The organism is Streptomyces sp. NPDC101191, assembly GCF_044767915.1.
In the GTDB taxonomy this organism is placed as follows: domain Bacteria; phylum Actinomycetota; class Actinomycetes; order Streptomycetales; family Streptomycetaceae; genus Streptomyces.
In genome coordinates this window covers 906,392-923,510 of sequence record NZ_JBIWOU010000002.1, presented here as the reverse complement: position 1 = coordinate 923,510, position 17,119 = coordinate 906,392, and the positions used below count along the sequence as shown (strand labels likewise).

The 17,119-nt window shown below is 72.2% G+C and carries 13 protein-coding genes; 8 read left to right on the top strand and 5 right to left on the bottom strand.

Translation table 11 applies throughout. From position 1 onward, the window contains the following. Positions 1-373 precede the first annotated feature (373 nt). The 6 genes from ACIRQF_RS11030 to ACIRQF_RS11005 all read left to right on the top strand — a co-directional run bounded on the left by ACIRQF_RS11030 (position 374) and on the right by ACIRQF_RS11005 (position 6,801). On the top strand, positions 374-1,387 hold the full coding sequence (locus ACIRQF_RS11030; protein ID WP_404090941.1) for an agmatine/peptidylarginine deiminase: 1,014 nt from the start codon (positions 374-376) through the stop codon (positions 1,385-1,387). 97 nt (positions 1,388-1,484) lie between these two features. After that, a complete protein-coding gene (locus tag ACIRQF_RS11025; protein WP_404090938.1) occupies positions 1,485-3,161 on the top strand; it encodes an ABC transporter substrate-binding protein in 1,677 nt (558 codons plus the stop codon). After that, entirely contained in the window at positions 3,158-4,117 is a 960-nt protein-coding gene (locus ACIRQF_RS11020) for an ABC transporter permease (protein WP_404090935.1), read from the top strand. Before ACIRQF_RS11025 ends, ACIRQF_RS11020 begins: the two co-directional genes overlap by 4 nt. Continuing rightward, a complete protein-coding gene (locus ACIRQF_RS11015; protein WP_404090932.1) occupies positions 4,114-4,968 on the top strand; it encodes an ABC transporter permease in 855 nt (284 codons plus the stop codon). Before ACIRQF_RS11020 ends, ACIRQF_RS11015 begins: the two co-directional genes overlap by 4 nt. Continuing rightward, the gene (locus ACIRQF_RS11010) at positions 4,965-5,957 is read left to right on the top strand and encodes an ABC transporter ATP-binding protein (protein ID WP_389759322.1); all 993 of its coding nucleotides are present in this window, start codon (positions 4,965-4,967) and stop codon (positions 5,955-5,957) included. The genes ACIRQF_RS11015 and ACIRQF_RS11010 overlap by 4 nt, the downstream gene beginning before the upstream one ends. Then, positions 5,950-6,801 carry an ABC transporter ATP-binding protein gene (locus ACIRQF_RS11005; RefSeq protein ID WP_404090928.1) on the top strand — a complete coding sequence of 284 codons (852 nt, stop codon included), beginning with the start codon at positions 5,950-5,952 and terminating at the stop codon, positions 6,799-6,801. The genes ACIRQF_RS11010 and ACIRQF_RS11005 overlap by 8 nt, the downstream gene beginning before the upstream one ends. Positions 6,802-6,815: 14 nt before the next feature. Here ACIRQF_RS11005 and ACIRQF_RS11000 read toward each other — a convergent pair whose 3' ends face one another. Further along, a complete protein-coding gene (locus tag ACIRQF_RS11000; protein WP_376636372.1) occupies positions 6,816-7,460 on the bottom strand; it encodes a TetR/AcrR family transcriptional regulator in 645 nt (214 codons plus the stop codon). Positions 7,461-7,645: 185 nt separating this feature from the next. On the opposite strand from ACIRQF_RS11000, the gene ACIRQF_RS10995 reads away from it, so the two are divergent. After that, the gene (locus ACIRQF_RS10995) at positions 7,646-8,809 is read left to right on the top strand and encodes an agmatine/peptidylarginine deiminase (RefSeq protein WP_404090924.1); all 1,164 of its coding nucleotides are present in this window, start codon (positions 7,646-7,648) and stop codon (positions 8,807-8,809) included. Between the two features lie 359 nt (positions 8,810-9,168). Then, positions 9,169-10,803, top strand: a complete 1,635-nt coding sequence (locus ACIRQF_RS10990) for a right-handed parallel beta-helix repeat-containing protein (RefSeq protein WP_404090921.1) — start codon at positions 9,169-9,171, stop codon at positions 10,801-10,803. Positions 10,804-10,914: 111 nt separating this feature from the next. On the opposite strand, the gene ACIRQF_RS10985 is transcribed toward ACIRQF_RS10990, so the two are convergent. The 4 genes from ACIRQF_RS10985 to ACIRQF_RS10970 form a co-directional block, all read right to left on the bottom strand. After that, on the bottom strand, positions 10,915-12,354 hold the full coding sequence (locus ACIRQF_RS10985) for a UDP-glucose dehydrogenase family protein (RefSeq protein ID WP_404090918.1): 1,440 nt from the start codon (positions 12,352-12,354) through the stop codon (positions 10,915-10,917). 55 nt (positions 12,355-12,409) lie between these two features. Next, positions 12,410-13,432 carry a UDP-glucose 4-epimerase GalE gene (gene galE / locus ACIRQF_RS10980; protein ID WP_389759353.1) on the bottom strand — a complete coding sequence of 341 codons (1,023 nt, stop codon included), beginning with the start codon at positions 13,430-13,432 and terminating at the stop codon, positions 12,410-12,412. Between the two features lie 40 nt (positions 13,433-13,472). Then, positions 13,473-15,362, bottom strand: a complete 1,890-nt coding sequence (locus ACIRQF_RS10975; protein WP_376636362.1) for a glycosyltransferase — start codon at positions 15,360-15,362, stop codon at positions 13,473-13,475. A gap of 183 nt (positions 15,363-15,545) precedes the next feature. Further along, positions 15,546-16,643, bottom strand: a complete 1,098-nt coding sequence (locus tag ACIRQF_RS10970; RefSeq protein ID WP_376636360.1) for a UDP-glucuronic acid decarboxylase family protein — start codon at positions 16,641-16,643, stop codon at positions 15,546-15,548. Between the last annotated feature and the right edge of the window lie 476 nt (positions 16,644-17,119).

Below are 17,119 nucleotides of genomic sequence, written 5' to 3'. Positions count from 1 at the left end.
AGGCGGCCTGTGGCGGGGTCCGCCGGGCCGAGGCCCTCGAGTGCGGACGCTCCTCGGTCCTCGGCCCCGACGGCCTGCTGCCCGGCGCGGTGGGTGTGGTCACCGGGATCCAGGCCGAGGCCGTCCGTGAGGACGGTGCGCGACTCGCCGCCGTCGCCATCCCTTCGGGGTGCGGGAACGCAACCATGACACCTCCCCGGTCCTGCCCACCTCTCCCATTCCGCGAGTGAACGACCTTGTCCCATCTCTTGACTGAATTTTCAGTCGAGAGGAAGATTCCAGTCCACCACGTACCCGTCCTCGGCTCGATTCGGCCTTGCGCCGACGCGCCCACCGCGGACCTGTACCTCTGGCGAGAGAAGAGAGATCTCAGATGACCGCATTCCGTATGCCCGCCGAGTGGTCCGAGCACGAGGGCTGCCTGATGGCCTGGCCCACCCGATCCGACCTGTGGGGCGACGTGCTGAACGACGTCAAGGAGGAGTACGCCAACGTCGCCCGGGCCATCGCCGAGTTCGAGCCGGTGACGATGGTCGCCCCGCCGGGCCACGGCGAGGACGCCCGGGCCCGCTGCGGCGCGGAGATCACCGTCGTGGAGCTCCCCCTCGACGACTCCTGGTTCCGCGACTCCGCGCCGCTGTTCGTCCTCGACGGCGACGGTCACCGGGCCGGCGTCGACTTCCGCTTCAACGCCTGGGGACGCAAGCACCACCCCTACGACTCCGACGACCGCGTCAGCGCCCTGCTCCTGGAGCACCTCGCCGTGGAGCGCATCCCGTCCGGGATGATCCTGGAGGGCGGGGCGATCACCGTCGACGGCGAGGGAACCCTGATCACGACCGAGCAGTGTCTGCTGCACCCCAACCGGAATCCCGGCATGAACCGGGACGAGATCGAGGCCGAGCTGAAGGCCCAGCTGGGCGTCGAGAAGGTGGTGTGGCTTCCGTACGGCGGACTGCTCGACACCGAGACGGACGGTCACGTCGACGGTGTGTGCGCGTTCGCCTCCCCCGGCAAGGTCGTCGTGTCCCTCCCCGACGACGCCGCGCACCCCGACTACGCCCGGATGCGGGCCAACCGCGCCGTTCTGGAGGTCTCGACCGACGCCGAGGGCCGGCCCTTCGAGATCGTCGACGTCCCGCAGGTCGCGTACGCGGACGTGGCCGGCCGCGAGGTGGAGGTCTCCTACCTGAACTACTACGTCGCCAACGGCGGCGTCGTCGTCCCGGTGGCCGGCGTGCCCCAGGACGACGAAGCCCTCGCGGTGATCGCCGCGGCCTACCCGGGCCGCAAGGTCGTCGGCGTGAGCGCCGCCGCGATCGCGTTCGGCGGCGGGGGAGTGCACTGCATCACGCAGCAGGTCCCCGTCGCCCGCCCGGGCGCGTAACCCGCACCGGACCCGCCCGCTCCTACCGGACCGTCCCCCCGGTCCGGCAGCCTCCCCCATCACGTACGCACACCCCGTACGGAAAGAGAGCGCGACGATGATCACACCCGTACCCCTCAGGAGGAGACGCGCCGGCGGGCGGCGCGGCGGGCCGGCCGCCCGGCGCCTCGCCGCCGCGGCCGCCCTCCTGACCTCCGCGGCCCTGGTCGCGGCCTGTTCGGGGCCGCCCAGGAGCGGCGGAAGCGGCTCCGGTGGCCTGACCCTCTCCCCGGGTACGCCCGCCGCGAGGGGCGAGATCGACTCCTTCAGCTGGGCCGTCTACGCCGAGCCGCCCACCCTCGACTACACGGTCGCCTTCGACTACCCGCAGAACACCATCCTGTCCAATGTCTGCGAGAGCCTGATGCGCTGGACGCCCGGACTCACCCTCGAGCCCGGCCTCGCACGGAAGGCGTCGAGCCCCGACGCCACGACCTGGGTCTACGACCTGCGACCCGGAGTGCGTTTCCACGACGGCAAGGTGATGACCGCCGACGACGTGGTCTTCAGCCTGGGCCGGCAGACCGACCCGGACAACGCCGCCGCATGGGCACAGGTCTTCCAGAACGTCGCCTCCGTCAGGAAGACCGGTCCGCTCCAGGTCACCGTCAAGCTCAGGAAGCCCGACTCCCAGTTCCCCCAGTACATGGCCACCGCGGCCGGCGTCGTCGCCTCCCAGGCCGGGGTCGAGGCGGCCGGCAAGGACTACGGCACCACCGGGGGCCTCGCCTGCACCGGCCCGTTCGAGCTGGGCACCTGGAACAAGGGACAGTCCGTCGAGCTCGACCGGTTCGACGGCTACTGGGGCAGGAAGGCCAAGTCGGGCAAGGTCCTGTTCCGTTTCATGACCGACCCCTCCGCCCGTACCAACGCCATGCTCAGCGGTGACGCCGACGGCGGCTACCTGATCCCGACCGAGAGCTACGACCGCCTCAGGAACAGCGGCGTGGGCAAGCTCTACTTCGGCGAGGGCCTCAGCACGGTCAACGTCAGCATCACCGACATGAAGGGCCCCCTCGGCGACCTGCGGGTCCGCCGCGCGCTGTCCCTGGCGCTGGACCGGTCCGGATTCGTCGCGGCCGGCCTCGGCGGGGCCGGTACCGTCACCCACTCGCTCACGACCCGCGCGGCCTGGGCGGGCGCCTCGGAACAGACCCGGAAGAACGCCCTCGGCGGCCTCCCGCCGGTCCGGCCCGACATCGAGAAGGCCAAGGCGCTGATCAAGGAGGCCGGCGCCACCGGGAAGACGCTCACCGTCGCCACCAGCTCGATCGGCCAGGACGTCTCGCTCCTCGCCACGGCCGTCCAGGCCGCCGGGGCCCGGATCGGTCTGGACATCAGGCTCAAGACCATCGCGCCCAACGCCTTCACGGCTCTGTTCACCGACCCCGAGGCGCGCGAGGGCATCGACATGTTCCCGCTCACCTACTACGACTCGATCACCGACCCGCTGGACCTGCTCACGAACTTCAGGACGGGCGCGTACCTGAACTTCGCGGGCTACAGCGACAGGACGTACGACGCGGGCATCGAGCGGGCCGCGGCCGAGTACGACCCGGACAAGCGCCTGGCGATCGAGGCGGAGCTGCAGAAGCACGCCGCCGAGCAGCTGCTGTGGATCCCCGTCGCCGAGTGGCCCACCGCCGTCTTCCTCAACAAGAGGATCACCGGCGCCCCGACCACGATCTCGTACATGTACTACCCGTGGGCCGCCGACGTGGGGGCCGCGCCGTGAGCTTCACGAGATTCGCCGTACGCAGGCTGGCGGAGATGACCGCCACCCTGCTGTGCGCGTCGTTCGTCGTCTTCGGCGCGATGTACCTGGCGCCGGGCAGCCCCGCGAGCTTCCTGCTCTCGGGCCGCTCGGCCTCGCCCGAGGCGCTGGCCGCGATCAACGCCCAGTACCACCTGGACGACCCGTTCTCCGTCCGCTATTTGCGCTGGCTCGGGGACATGGTGCAGGGCGACTTCGGGCGGTCGATCACCTACCGAACGGACGTCTCCCGGCTGCTGGCCGACCGGCTGCCCACGACGCTGCTGCTGATCGCCATGTCGTTGGTCGTGGTCGTGGCCGTCGGTCTGCTGCTCGGCCGGATCGCGGCCGTGCGCGGCGGGGCCACCGACTCCGCCGTCCTGGTCACCACCACGTTCGCCGTCGGCACCCCCTCCTTCGTGGCCGCGGTGCTCCTGCAGGCGCTGTTCGCGGTGAAGCTCGGCTGGTTCCCGAGCGGGGGCGCGGGAGAGGGCTTCCTCGACCAGGTCCGGCACCTCACCCTCCCCGCGATCGCTCTCGCCCTGTACCTGATCGGCATGCTCGCGCGGGTCACCCGTTCGGCCATGCTGGAGGCCCTCGACAGCGAGCACGTCACCGTGGCCCGCAGCCGGGGCGTCCCCGAGCGTCAGGTCATCCGCCGGCACGTGTTCCGGAACTCGCTGGGGACCGTCCTGACCACCGGTGGCCTGATCGTCTCGACGCTGCTGGTCTGCACGATCCTCGTGGAGACCGCCTTCAGCATCGGCGGCATCGGTCAGCTGCTGGAACTGTCCACCTCCACCAAGGACTTCCCGACGGTCCAGGCCATCTCCCTGATCATCGTCGCCCTGTTCATGATCGTGAACCTCATCGTCGACCTCCTGCTGCCGCTGGTCGACCCGCGGATCACCCTCGGATCGAGGAGGTCCTCCGCATGACCGCAGTCCTCACCCGCCGACCCGGCCTCGCGAGGATCCGTACGGCGCGGTCCCCCCTCCATCTGTGCTGCGTGGGCTTCGTCGTCCTCGTCGTGGCCGGAGCGCTGCTGGCCCCGCTCGTCGTGCCGTACGACCCCAACGCCGTCGACCTCGGCAACGCGCTCGCCGGACCCTCCGCCGAGCATCTGCTCGGCGTGGACGCGGCCGGCCGCGACACCCTGTCGCGCCTGCTGCTCGGCGCCCGAACCTCGCTGCTGGGCCCGCTGGGAGTCGTCCTCTTCTCCACCGTGGCGGGGATCGTGGTGGGCATGGCCGCGGCCTGGCGCGGCGGCTGGCTCGACTCGCTCCTCTCCCGCGGCACCGAGCTGGTCTTCGCCTTCCCCGGCATGCTGCTGGCGATCCTCGTCATCTCGACCTACGGCGAGGGACTGTCGGCGCCGGTCATCGCGCTCGCCGTCGCCTACCTGCCCTATGTCAGCCGGCTGACGCGCTCCCTGGTCCTCACCGAGCGCGAACGCCCCTACGTGAGCGCCTATCAGGTCCAGGGCCACTCCGCGCTCCAGATCTGTCTGCGCCACGTCCTGCCCAACATCGCCCCCGTCGTCCTCGCCCAGTCCACCATCAACTTCGGCTACGCCCTCATGGACCTCGCCGGCCTGTCCTTCCTGGGCCTCGGCGTTCCGGCCCTCACGCCCGACTGGGGCCGCATGGTCTTCGACGGGCAGACCGCCGTCCAGCACGGCTACCCGCTGTCCGCGATCCTGCCCTGTGTCCTCATCGTCCTGACGGTGGTCGCGTTCAACGTGGCCGGGGAACGCTGGGCCGACCGCGTCGCCAGGAGAGACCGATGAACACATCCGACCAGCCGGCACTGGAGATACGCGGTCTCCGGATCGACCTGCCCGGTACCGCGCGCCCCGTCCTGGACGGGATCGACCTCACCGTCGCCGTCGGCGAGACCGTCGCGCTCGTCGGCGAGTCCGGCTCGGGCAAGAGCCTCACCTCGCGCAGCGCCCTGCGGCTGCTGCCGCCGGGGGCCGTCACCGAAGGGACCGTCCTCGTCGACGGTCACGACGTCCTCACCCTGGACGCCGACCGGCTGCGCGCGCTGCGCACGGGCACCGTGGCGATGATCTTCCAGGACCCGCGGGCGGCCATCAACCCGCTGCGGCGCATCGGGGACTTCCTCACCGAGAGCGTCTGCCTGACCAGGACCATGACGCCGGCTCAGGCACGGGCCCGGGCCGTCGAGCTCCTGGAGGCGGTGGGCCTGGAGGCCTCCGCCCTGACGAGGTATCCCGGCCAGGTGTCCGGCGGCATGCTGCAACGCGTCATGATCGCCGCCGCGCTGATGGGCGACCCGGCCCTGCTCCTCGCCGACGAGCCCACCACCGCCCTGGACGTCACCACGCAGGCCGAGGTCATCGCGCTGCTCGGCAGGCTGCGCGAGCGCTTCGGCACCGGACTGCTCTTCGTCACCCACGACCTCGACCTCGCGGCGGCGATCAGCGACCGCGTGTACGTGATGTACGCCGGACGGATCGCCGAGAGCGGACCCGCCGACGAGATCTTCGAGCGCCCCCGGCACCCCTATACGGCGGCACTTCTCGCGTCCACCCCGCGCATGGAGGACCCCGGGGGCCGGCTCGCCGCGATCGACGGCCATCCGCCCGACCTCCGGGTGGCGCTGACCGGGTGCGCCTTCGCCGCCCGCTGCGCGCTGGCCACCGAGCTGTGCGACCGGCAGGCCCCGCCGCCGCTCCCCGCCCCGGGCCTTCCCGAACACCTGGCGGCCTGCCACCACAGTGACCGGCTCGGAAGGACGGCGGTCGATGCCTGAGAACGCCGAGATCGTCGAGAACGTGCGGCACGGCGAGAGCGCCGGGACCGCCGAGAACGTCCTGGTGGTCAAGGGACTGCGCAGGACCTTCGGGGCCGTACGGGCCGTGGACGACGTGTCCTTCGCCCTGCCGCCCGGCGGGTCCCTGGGCATCGTGGGCGAGTCCGGCTCCGGCAAGACCACCACGGCCCGGATCGTCGTCGGCCTGGAGCGGGCGGACGAGGGCGAGGTCCTCGTCCGCGGCCGGTCCCGGACCGTGAGGGGCCGGGGCCGGGCACACCGGCTCGCCCGCGCCCGCGAGGTCCAGATGGTCTTCCAGGACCCGCTCCTGTCGCTCGACCCGCGGACGAGCGTCGAGGCGGCCCTGCGGGAGACCCTGCGCCTGCATTTCCCGGACCGGGACCACACCGGACGGATCCGGGAACTGCTCGACCAGGTCGGCCTCGGGACGCACGCCGCCGAGGCGCTGCCGCGTCAGCTCTCCGGCGGACAGCGCCAACGCGTGGCCATCGCGCGGGCCCTGGCCGTGGAGCCGGCCGTGCTCGTGCTGGACGAGGCGGTCGCGGCCCTCGACGTGTCGGTGCAGGCGCAGATCCTGAACCTGCTCGCGGACATCCGGGAACAGACCTCGATCGGCTACCTGTTCATCACCCACGACCTCGGCGTGGTCCGCTGCGTCACCGACGAGGTCGTCGTGATGCGGCACGGCGCCGTCCTCGAGGCCGGGGCCACCGCCGAGGTGCTCGCCGCACCCCGGCACCCGTACACCCGGCTCCTCCTGGACTCCGTACCGAGGCCCGGCTGGGACCCCGAGCGGATCGCGGCTGCCCGCCGGGCGCTGTAGCGGGCGGGGCCGGGTCAGGCCCCGGCGGCGAGCGTGCGGACCAGGACCCGCAGGACGGACCCGGTGTCGACCTCCGAGTCCAGGGAGTCCAGGGCGGCCAGTCCGTCGACGGCCGCGGCGACGGCCTCGCCGAGCGGGCGCGGGTCGAGGTCCCCGCCGCGCTCGTCCGCCAGCACCTGGAACAGCGCGACGAAACAGGCGCGCCAGCGCCGGTACTCGGCCTCCAGGGACTCGCGCACCCGGTCGTCGTTCAACGCGTGCCAGTGCAGCGCGGAATGGAGGTGGGCCAGGTCCGTCCCCTCGGGCCTGCCGAGCAGGTCCAGCACGCGTTCGGCGCGTTCGGCGAAGGTGCCGGGGGCGGCGACCGTCTCCTCCAGCGGGGAGATCCACTCGGGGCGGATGTCCGTGATGACCGCCAGGATCAGATCGGTCCGGTCCTGGAAGTGGTAGTGGCACATTCCGTGGGACACCCCGCACAGGGCCGCCACGTTGCGCGTGGTGAACCGCTCGCTCATCTCGCCCGCCAGCAGGGTGCGGGCCGCCGCGATCAGCCGCGCGCGGGTCTGCTCGCCCTTGGCCGAGGAGCGGGTCCGCGCTGTCGTGCCCGTCCTGGGCGGGGGAGCGGTGAGGTTCCGGGGGTCCTTCGCGGATGCAGCCATGGCCTCACTCTAATCAGGCCTCCCGCCCGCCACCTGGGGGTTCGGCGCTTCCCGGGGATCGCCGCGCCAGGGTGTCCGCCGGTTCGGGGACCGTACGCGTCCAAAATATTGACCGAGCGCTCGGTCAGTTCTAGTTTTCGTGCCAACCGCGGACGTACCGCGGGAAGTTGACCCAGGAGGTACACGTGAACGATCACGCCGAGAGCCACCCCGCCGACACCGCGGGGACGGGCAGGCGCCGGTTCCTGAAGCTCGCCGGACTGGCCGCGGTCGGAACGGCCCTGGCCGCCACGGAGGCGCGCGCCGGCGCCGCGTCACCGGCGGACCGGAGCGCCGTGGCGGGCGCCTTCGCCGTCCCGATCGAGGACGTCCGCCACACCCGCACCTGGATGGCCTGGCCGGACAGCACCTCGATCTGGGGCGGCAAGCTGAGCGGTGTCCAGGCGGACATCGCCCTGATCGCCCGGACGATCGCGAAGTACGAGCCGGTCGTGATGTGCGCCAACTCGGGCAGCGCGGCCAAGGCCCGCTCGCTGTGCGGCTCCACGGTGACCGTCATCAGCTCCATCCCCGTGGACGACTGCTGGATGCGCGACACCGGTCCCGTCTTCCGCACCGACGGCAGCGGCGGCCTCGACGCGGTCGGCCTCAATTTCAACGGCTGGGGCGGCAAGCAGACCCACGCCAGGGACGCCCTCGTGGCCGAGCGGATCGCCTCCTACGCCGGCGTCCCCTTCACCTACGCCGACCTGGTCGGCGAGGGCGGCGCCGTCGAGCAGGACGGCGCCGGCACCCTCATGGCCACCCGCAGCAGCCTGGTGAACAGCAACCGCAACCCCGGGATGACCGAGCGGCAGATCGAGGAGGCGATGTGCGCCGCCTACGGCGCCACGAAGGTCATCTGGTTCGACGGCGTCCGCGGCCAGGACATCACCGACGACCACGTCGACGCCACGTCCCGCTTCCTCGCCCCCGGCAAGGCGCTCGTGCAGATGCCGCTGTCCACCGACACGGACGCCTACGCGCGCGACGCCCGACAGCAGTACAGCGTCCTGTCCGCCGCCACGACGTCCACCGGCGCCCCGATGGCGGTGAGCAGGCTCCAGGGCCCGGACTACTACAAGATCCGCTCCACCAACCGGGACTTCCTCGCCTCCTACGCCAACTACTACCTGTGCAACGGGGCCGTCATCTCCGGCCAGTTCGGGGACACCCAGGCCGACGCGGCCGCCCGCGCCACCCTGGCCAGGCTCTACCCGGACCGCGTCATCGAGCAGCTGAACATCGACCGCCTCGGCACGGGCGGCGGCGGCATCCACTGCGTCACCCAGCAGCAGCCCGTCCGGTAGGCGCCCGCGCACAGCGACCGGAAACCGCGGCGAGGCCGAGCACGGGTCCGACCGGGCGGCGGCGAGCGGACACGTCCGCGGCTTCCCGGCCGGACCGCGACGTCGGCGCACCGTGGACCTGTGGCGGGCGTCCGCACCACGGAACCCCCCGTGAATCGCCGCAGCTCCGCCGGGCGATGCCGACCGACACCCCGGACGTGACTCGGTTGCCGTGTCGTCGTCGGCGTTTCGCGTGTCCCCCTTCTGGCAGTCTGTCCGCCTGTGGGGGCATGTCAGGTGAAAACAGTCCTTAAGGGGTATGCGTGAACGCGGAGAACCGGAGCCGGACGTTGAGGGCCGCTGCCGCAGTCTCGGCCGCGGTGCTTCTGTCGCTCACCGGCTGCGACGTACCCGGGGTCTACCGGCCGGCCCGCCCGGCCGGCGGAGGTCCCTTCACGTTCTACGTCAGCGCCGACGGCGACGACAGGAACGACGGGATGTCCCCGGACAAGCCGTGGCGGACCCTCGACCACGCCGACGGCGCACGGTTCCAGCCGGGCGACCGCCTGCGGCTCAAGGGCGGCGAGCGGTTCGCCGGCAGCATCACCGTGGACGAGGGAGAGGCGGGCAGCGGAACGAAGCCCGTCGTGATCGACTCGTACGGCGTCGGCCGGGCGACGATCGCCCCGAGAGGGACGTCCGGCATCACGGTGCGCAACACCGCCGGCGTGGACATCAGGGGCATCGCGCTGGTCGGCGACCGCACCTCGCGGCGCGAGGGGGTCGGCATCGCCCTCCGCAACAGCCTGTCGGACAACCGCCGGCTCAGTCACGTCACGATCACGAACGTGGAGGCGCGCGGCTTCCAGAACGGGATCAGCGTCGGCGCCGACGACGACGCCGTCGCCGGTTTCAGCGACGTACGGATCGCCGACGTCTCCCTGCACGACAACCTGGAGAGCGGACTCGTCGTCTACGGGCCGCAGTTCCGCGCCGAACGTCCCGCCTACGCCCACACGGGGCTCCGGATCGACGGCGTCCGGGCGTACGCCAACTCCGGTGACCCGCGGAGCGACGAGCGCAACACGGGCAGCGGGATCTCGCTGGGCAGCGTGCTCGACGCGAAGGTCGTGAACTCGGTGGCCCACGACAACGGCGCCAAGTCCGCCGCCGACGCGGAGGAGGGGCCCGAGGGCATCTGGGTCTACGACTCCTCGCGCGTGGTCCTCGAACGCAACAGGTCCTACCACAACCGCACCGGCTCACGGGTCGACGGCGGCGGGTTCGGCCTCGACAACAACGTGTCCTCGTCCGTCATGCAGTACAACCTCGCCTACGGCAACGACGGCCCCGGCTTCCTGGTCTACTCCGGTATGCCGACGGGTGCCCACAAGAACAACGTCGTCCGCTTCAACATGAGTTGGGACGACGCCAGAAAGCTTCCGGAATACGGCGGCATCGTCGCCTACGGAACCCGCATGAAGAGCCTGGACATCCACCACAACACCGTCGTGATGCGCACCCGGAGCCTCGGATCCGCGGCCGCCGCGGGAGTCCGGCCCCCGGCCCTGCGGCTGCGCGACGGCATGGCGGGCGTACGCGTCGCCAACAACATCTTCGCCACCGACGGCGGCCCCCTGGTCTCGACGGAGTCGTCGTACGGCCGGGCCACCGTCAAGCTCCAGGGCAACGACTACTACAGCACCGGCGGTTGGGCCGTGGAGTGGGGCCTGAACCGCTACACGTCCCTGGACGGCTGGCGCACCGCCTCGGGCCAGGAGACGCTGGACGGCGGACCGACCGGCCTCAGCGACGACCCGTGCCTGAGCGGTCTGACGGCCCCGGTCACGGACGGAGCCGGGGCCGAGAACCTGGTGCCCCGCTGCGAGGGCCAGGTGCCCCTCGGCCTCGATCCGCGGACCCTCGGCATCGACCCGGGACCCATGGACTACTTCGGCAACGACGTGCCGCGGACGCCGGTGGTCGGGGCCGTCCAGCCCCGCACCACCGACTGACCCGGGCGCCGCGCGTCGCGGGGGCGGCCGGGCACGACGTGACGCTGCCCGGCTCGCCGGTCGGGGGACCGGTGGGCCGGGCAGCGTCACGTCGTGCGGCGCGTATCCGAACTACGTCCGGGCGGCGGGACCGACCGGCACCGCCGAGGCCTCCGGACCGGCGGCCGCCGGCGAGACGATGAGGGCGCGCAGGGATTCCGGCGCCGACGCGGCGGACCGCTGCGCCTCCGGCGGCGCGGCCGGGCGGCCCAGCCCCTTCACCGTCCAGCCGGCCGCGCGCCACTCGTCGTGCGGGAGCGCGTTGCGCCCGTCGATCAGCAGCGGGGTGCGGACCAGGCGGGCCAGCTTCACCGGATCCAGCTCCCGGTACTCGCTCCACTCGGTCAGGTGCAGCACCAGCTCCGCGCCCCGGCACGCCGTCAGCAGGTCCGTGCCGCAGTGCAGCTCCGGGTGGGCGAGTCCGGCCTTCGCCGCGCCCTCGGGGTCGTGGACCCGGACCTGGGCGCCCCGTCGGTGCAGCTCGAGCGCGACGGCCAGGGCCGGCGAGTCCCGGACGTCGTCGCTGTCCGGCTTGAACGTGGCGCCGAGCACCGTCACCCGCCGGCCGGTCAGGTCACCGTCGAGCATCCGCTCGGCGAGGGCGACGGTCCGGCTCCGCTGCCGCCGGTTGATCTCGTCGACCTCGTCGAGGAACGCCACCGCCGGTCCGACGCCGAGCTCCCGTGCGCGGGCGGAGAACGCGCGGATGTCCTTGGGCAGGCAGCCGCCGCCGAAGCCGAGGCCGGCGTTCAGGAAGCGCCGCCCGATCCGGGTGTCGTGGCCCAGGGCGTCGGCGAGCGTGACGACGTCCGCGCCCGTGGCGTCGCAGACCTCGGCCATCGCGTTGATGAAGGAGATCTTCGTGGCGAGGAAGGAGTTGGCCGCGACCTTGACCAGCTCCGCCGTGCTCGGGTCGGTGACGAGGTAAGGGACGCCTGCCGCCAGCATGGGGGCGTAGACGCGGCGCAGCGTCTCGTCCGCCTCCGGGCCGGTCACGCCGACGACGATCCGGTCCGGTCGGAGCGTGTCGTCGACGGCGAAACCCTCCCGCAGGAACTCGGGGTTCCAGGCCAGCTCCGCCCGCGCGCCCGGAGGCGCCAGCCGGGCGACGCGGGCGGCCAGGCGGGCGGTCGTGCCCACCGGGACCGTGGACTTGCCGACGATCAGGCAGGGCGCGGACAGATGAGGAGCCAGTCCGTCGACGACGGCGTCGACGTACCGCAGGTCGGCGGCCTGGGACCCGGCCTGCTGCGGCGTCCCGACGCAGATGAAGTGCACCTCGCCGTGCACCGCCGCCTCACGCAGGTCGGTGGTGAAGCGCAGCCGTCCGGAGTCGAGTGCCCGGGTCAGGACGTCCTCGAATCCCGGCTCGTAGAAGGGGGGCCGGCCTGCGGCGAGGTCGGCCACCTTGGCGGGGTCGACGTCCACGCCGAGGACGTCGTGTCCGATCTCGGCCATGCAGGCGGCGTGCACGGCTCCCAGATATCCCGTGCCGATAACGGTCAACCGCATGCGATGTGCTCCTGTCTGGATGGGGGATGGAGGGGGCGGGCGGGCGTGCGCACGGTCAGGGGGCGTAGCCGCGCGGGTTCTGCTGCTGGAAGTGCCAGGCGTCGCGGCACATCGCGGCCAGGTCGTGCCGGGCGGTCCAGCCCCAGGCCGCGGTGACCTTCGAGGGATCCGCGACGAGCTCCGCGACGTCGCCGGGGCGGCGCCCCGTGACGCGGTGCGGGATCGACCGCCCGGACACCTCCTCGAACGTGCGCAGGAGGTCCAGGACGGACGCGCCGCGCCCGGTGCCGAGGTTGAAGACCCGCATGCCGGGTTCGTCGTCGATGTGGTCGAGGGCCGCACGGTGCCCCTCGGCGACGTCCGCGACGTGGATGTAGTCGCGGATCCCGGTGCCGTCGGGCGTCGGGTAGTCGTCGCCGAACACGCTCAGCTCGTCGCGGCGGCCCACGGCGATCTGGGTGAGGTACGGCATGAGGTTGTCGGGCACGCCGTGCGGGTCCTCGCCGAGCAGACCGGTGGGGTGGGCGCCGGTGGGGTTGAAGTACCGCAGGGCCAGCACCCGCAGCTCGGGCAGGTGCCGGCACATGTCCGCGAGGATGCGCTCGCAGGTCCACTTGCTGGTGGCGTACGGGTTCGTCGGCGCGGCCGGGGACTCCTCGGTCAGCGGGACCTCCGTCGTGTCGCCGTAGACCGAGCAGGACGACGAGAACACCAGCCGGTGCACCCCGTGGGCGTGCATGGCCGAGACCAGGGCCGTGGTGCCCCCGACGTTGATGTCGTAGTACGTGAGCGGAATGCGCACCGACTCACCGACGGCCTTCTTCGCGGCGAAGTGGATCACCGCGTCGATCGGGTGGGCCTCGAAGACCGCGTCCAGGGCCCTGCGGTCCCGCACATCCGCGACGTGGGCCGCCGCGATCGGTCGGCCCGCGATCTTGGCGACGCGTTCGAGGGCCTCGGGGGAGCTGTTGGAGTGGTCGTCGAGGACGACGACCTCATGGCCGGCGCCGAGCAGTTCGACGCAGGTGTGGCTGCCGATGAATCCGGCGCCGCCGGTGACGAGGACGGTACGGGGCACGGGGAACCTCATTTCTCGACCGGCCACGCGGGCCGGACCGTCACCATGCGTAGAAGCCGGTGAGGTAGGTGGGGAAGACGGTGACCGCGAGCCCGAGGGGGAGCAGGCACAGCAGCCCGCAGAAGAGCGGCAGCGCGGCCGTGCGCAGTGCCCGGAGGAACGGGGCGCCGGTCGCGCGCGCGGTCTCCTTGACGTGCAGCGTGCCGATCACGAGCGTCACGGCGGCGTACGAGGCGGCGCCGAGGAGACAGAGGAAGACGTAGCCCACGGCGGGGCCGGTGAACTGGCCGACGAGCGCGGAGCCCGACAGGAAGGTCGTGATCAGCAGGTACGGGGCGACGGTGCGCAGGGGCAGCGGCTCCAGGCCGTCGCGCTTCTTCGGCGTGACCTTGAAGGTGATCTGACGGGGCCGCAGCTTCTGCAGTACCGCGGCGAGCACGCCCCAGGCCACGTAGGGCCAGCGGGACAGACCGAACAGCCAGATCTCCCAGCTGAGGACCGGGGCGTCGTGGGGGCGCAGCAGTCCGCGGCGGCGACAGAGCAGCGTCAGCAGGATCAGCCAGACGGACATGCCCCAGAAGTGCGCCAGGAACTCACCGTAGTTGACGTTGATCCAGGGCGTACCGGTGACCGCGGCGATCGGCGGCAGCAGGATGCCCATGACCGTGGCGGCGGCCAGCAGCGGGTAGTACATCAGCGCGGCGCCGAAGCGGACGCGCAGCTTGAGGGGCATCCGGCCGAGGTGGCGGGGCAGCATCCCCAGCAGCATCACGGCCAGGCTGCGGGACCACTGGAACTCCTGGGTGATCATCGCGCCGAAGGTGATCGGACCCTCGCCGTGCGCCTCGGCGTCGATCGCGAACGCGCCGTCCCAGCCCGCGGAGTTGAGCAGGAATGTGGTCGAGAAGTCCTCGGCGAGTTCGGGCCCGAGGCCGCCGATGTCCCGCAGGGCCTGGGTGCGGACGGCGTAGTGCGAGCCGATGCACACCGGAGCGAGACCGCCCGAGTGGCCCAGCTGTACGGGCCCGTGGAACATGGCCTCGCGCTGGAGCCGGCCGCGGGCCGCCCAGGATTCGGCGGCGTTGGAGTCGCACACGCTGGGCGCGGCGACGTAGCCGACGGCCGGGTCGGCGAAGGGGCGGACGACCTCGGTGAGGTACCGGGGGCCGGGGACGTGGTCGCAGTCGAGCTGGGCCACCACGTCGTACCGGGCGTAGCCCCAGTGGTCGTAGAAGAAGGCCAGATTGCCTTCCTTGCAGCGGGTGCGTCGTGGCCATTCGGCGCGGTGGTAGTCGGCGCGGCCGCGACGGCACGAGACGGAGACGCCGTGGGCCCGGCACCAGTCGAGGATCTCGGTGGTCGGGTCCTCGTCGCACAGCCAGACGTCGTAGTCGTACGGGAAGTCCTGGTCGAGCATCGCCTCCAGGGTGGTGCGGGCGATGTCCCAGGTCTCGGACGGGGCGCGGGTGACGACGAAGGCCGTGCGGAGCGAGGGCACCCGTACGGCCGGATCGAAGCGGCGCATCCGGATCAGGGCGACGAGGAAGTGCACCGGCAGATAGGTCAGATAGACCAGCAGGGCACTGTTGACGAGGAGGCCGAGCCAGCCGATGCGGTGGGAGGGCTGGAGCCACCAGGTCCAGAACCAGACCAGACTGACCAGCCAGCCGAGGGACAGCAGGACGACGACGACACGGTCGAAGCGGGAGAAGGCCCGCACGAAGCTCGACGGGAGTGTCCTCAGCCGCCGCGGCGGGCCGGCGAGCACCGGGCCGTCGGGGCCGATGGAGGCCACGGAGCCGCCGGAGAGGGCTCGGATCTCCGCACCCAGCGCCTCCCATTCCTCCGGTGAGCCGGGGGCGGGGGCGAGGGGTGGGAGATCCCGGACGGTGCCGGTTCCCGGCGCGGGACCTTGCTCCAACGACGTCATGACGGCGAGTTCTCCAAGGCGGTGCGTCTGCGGGGGCGGTGGATACGGAGACGGCGACGGGAACCCGCGGCCGCCGGTGGCCGCGGGAGGCGTGGCGGGACGGTGCGCGGCGGGCACCGCGGGGGTGGGGCGGCGGGACGGTGCGCGGCGGGCACCGCGGGGGAGGCGTGGCGTGACCGGAGGTCAGCCGCCCGAGCCGGCCGGGCGGGAGGCCGTCGCGGAGGTCATGCCGGCGGCGGCGACCGCCGGCCCGGGGATCGTCTGCGCCGCCGTGGGCGTGCCGGTCACGGCGGCGAGCGGCACCGTCATGTCCTGGCCGCCGCGGATGGCGGCGGCCGAGGCGCCGAGCCGGTCCGGCCGGGCGGCGAAGTACGCGACGGTCCTGCGCAGGCCTTCGGTGATGTCGATCTCCGGCTGCCAGCCGAGGACCTCCTGCGCCCGGGTGATCACCGGCCGGCGGCGGACGGGATCGTCCACCGGCAGCGGGTGGTGCTTCACCTCGGAGGTCGATCCCGTCATCGCCAGGACGGTCTCCGCGAGTTCGGAGACGGTGCGCTCGACCGGGTTGCCCAGGTTGAACGGACCCATCTCGGTGGAGTCGAGGAGCGCCACCAGCCCGCGGATCAGATCGTCGACGTAGCAGAAGCTCCGGGTCTGCTTTCCGTCGCCGTAGATCGTCAGGGGTTCCCCGGTCAGGGCCTGGGTGATGAAGCTCGACACCACCCGGCCGTCGTGCGGGCGCATGCGGGGTCCGTAGGTGTTGAAGATGCGCGCGATGCCGACATTGACGTCGTAGGTGCGGCGGTAGGCCGCGGAGACCGCCTCGGCGTATCGTTTCGCCTCGTCGTAGACGCTGCGCGGGCCGATGGAGTTGACGTTGCCCCAGTACGCCTCCTCCTGAGGGTGCACCAGGGGGTCGCCGTAGATCTCGCTGGTCGACGCGAGGATGAAGCGCGCGTCGTGCAGCAGGGCCAGCCGCAGGGCGTTCTCCGTGCCGCGACTGCCGACCGCCAGGGTCTCCAGGGGGCGGCGCAGGTAGTCGGGCGGCGAGGCGGGGGACGCGAGGTGGGCCACGGCGTCGATGTGGCCCGCGACGTCCATCGACTCGCTCACGTCGGTGTGCTGGAAGGCGAAGCCCGGGTGGGACAGGAGCGGGGCGATGTTCTCGGGGTCGCCCGTCGAGAAGTCGTCGAGGCACACCACCGAGTCGCCGCGCCGCAGAAGCGCTTCGCACAGATGCGACCCAAGGAAACCACCGCCACCGGTGACGGCAACGCGCATGTGTTTCTCCAGGAATGAGAAGCGGAAAGGGCCTCACACCGGGTTGGCGTGAACGGCCGGAATGCCGATCGGAAGAGCCGACAAAAGCGAAACTCCCGGAAAACTCGGCAAAATCGTATGTCCGTACATGTCTGTTTTCGTGGAGGCAATTCCGGAGACTGCGCCGTTCGGCCGATCTTGGAGGTCGCCGCCCGCCGCTCTTTCCTCGCTACCAGGCCCTCTGCCGTGCGCGGCCCGGCGGGCCCCTGTCACACGCATGTGTGAGCGCGGACCCGCGCGCCCGGAGAGTCGGCCCTGATCGCCCGCGTGCGCCGGCCGTGTTCGCCCGCGTGCGCCGGAACACCCGCGAGCGGGGGACGACTGCGCCGGACCGCTCTTCGGCCGGTGGTGCGAGCGGCGTCGGGGCGGCCCGGCGGGGGACGGGCGGTGGCGGGCGAGGCGCGGTGGGGGGCGAGGCGCGGTGGGGGGCGAGGCGC

Bases quoted from the DNA above. Each gene is read 5' to 3' on its own strand.
- ACIRQF_RS11030 (WP_404090941.1), top strand. From the start codon at position 374: ATGACCGCATTCCGTATGCCCGCCGAGTGGTCCGAGCACGAGGGCTGC.
- ACIRQF_RS11025 (WP_404090938.1), top strand. From the start codon at position 1,485: ATGATCACACCCGTACCCCTCAGGAGGAGACGCGCCGGCGGGCGGCGC.
- ACIRQF_RS11015 (WP_404090932.1), top strand. From the start codon at position 4,114: ATGACCGCAGTCCTCACCCGCCGACCCGGCCTCGCGAGGATCCGTACG.
- ACIRQF_RS11010 (WP_389759322.1), top strand. From the start codon at position 4,965: ATGAACACATCCGACCAGCCGGCACTGGAGATACGCGGTCTCCGGATC.
- ACIRQF_RS11005 (WP_404090928.1), top strand. From the start codon at position 5,950: ATGCCTGAGAACGCCGAGATCGTCGAGAACGTGCGGCACGGCGAGAGC.
- ACIRQF_RS11000 (WP_376636372.1), bottom strand. From the start codon at position 7,460: ATGGCTGCATCCGCGAAGGACCCCCGGAACCTCACCGCTCCCCCGCCC.
- ACIRQF_RS10985 (WP_404090918.1), bottom strand. From the start codon at position 12,354: ATGCGGTTGACCGTTATCGGCACGGGATATCTGGGAGCCGTGCACGCC.
- ACIRQF_RS10975 (WP_376636362.1), bottom strand. From the start codon at position 15,362: ATGACGTCGTTGGAGCAAGGTCCCGCGCCGGGAACCGGCACCGTCCGG.
- ACIRQF_RS10970 (WP_376636360.1), bottom strand. From the start codon at position 16,643: ATGCGCGTTGCCGTCACCGGTGGCGGTGGTTTCCTTGGGTCGCATCTG.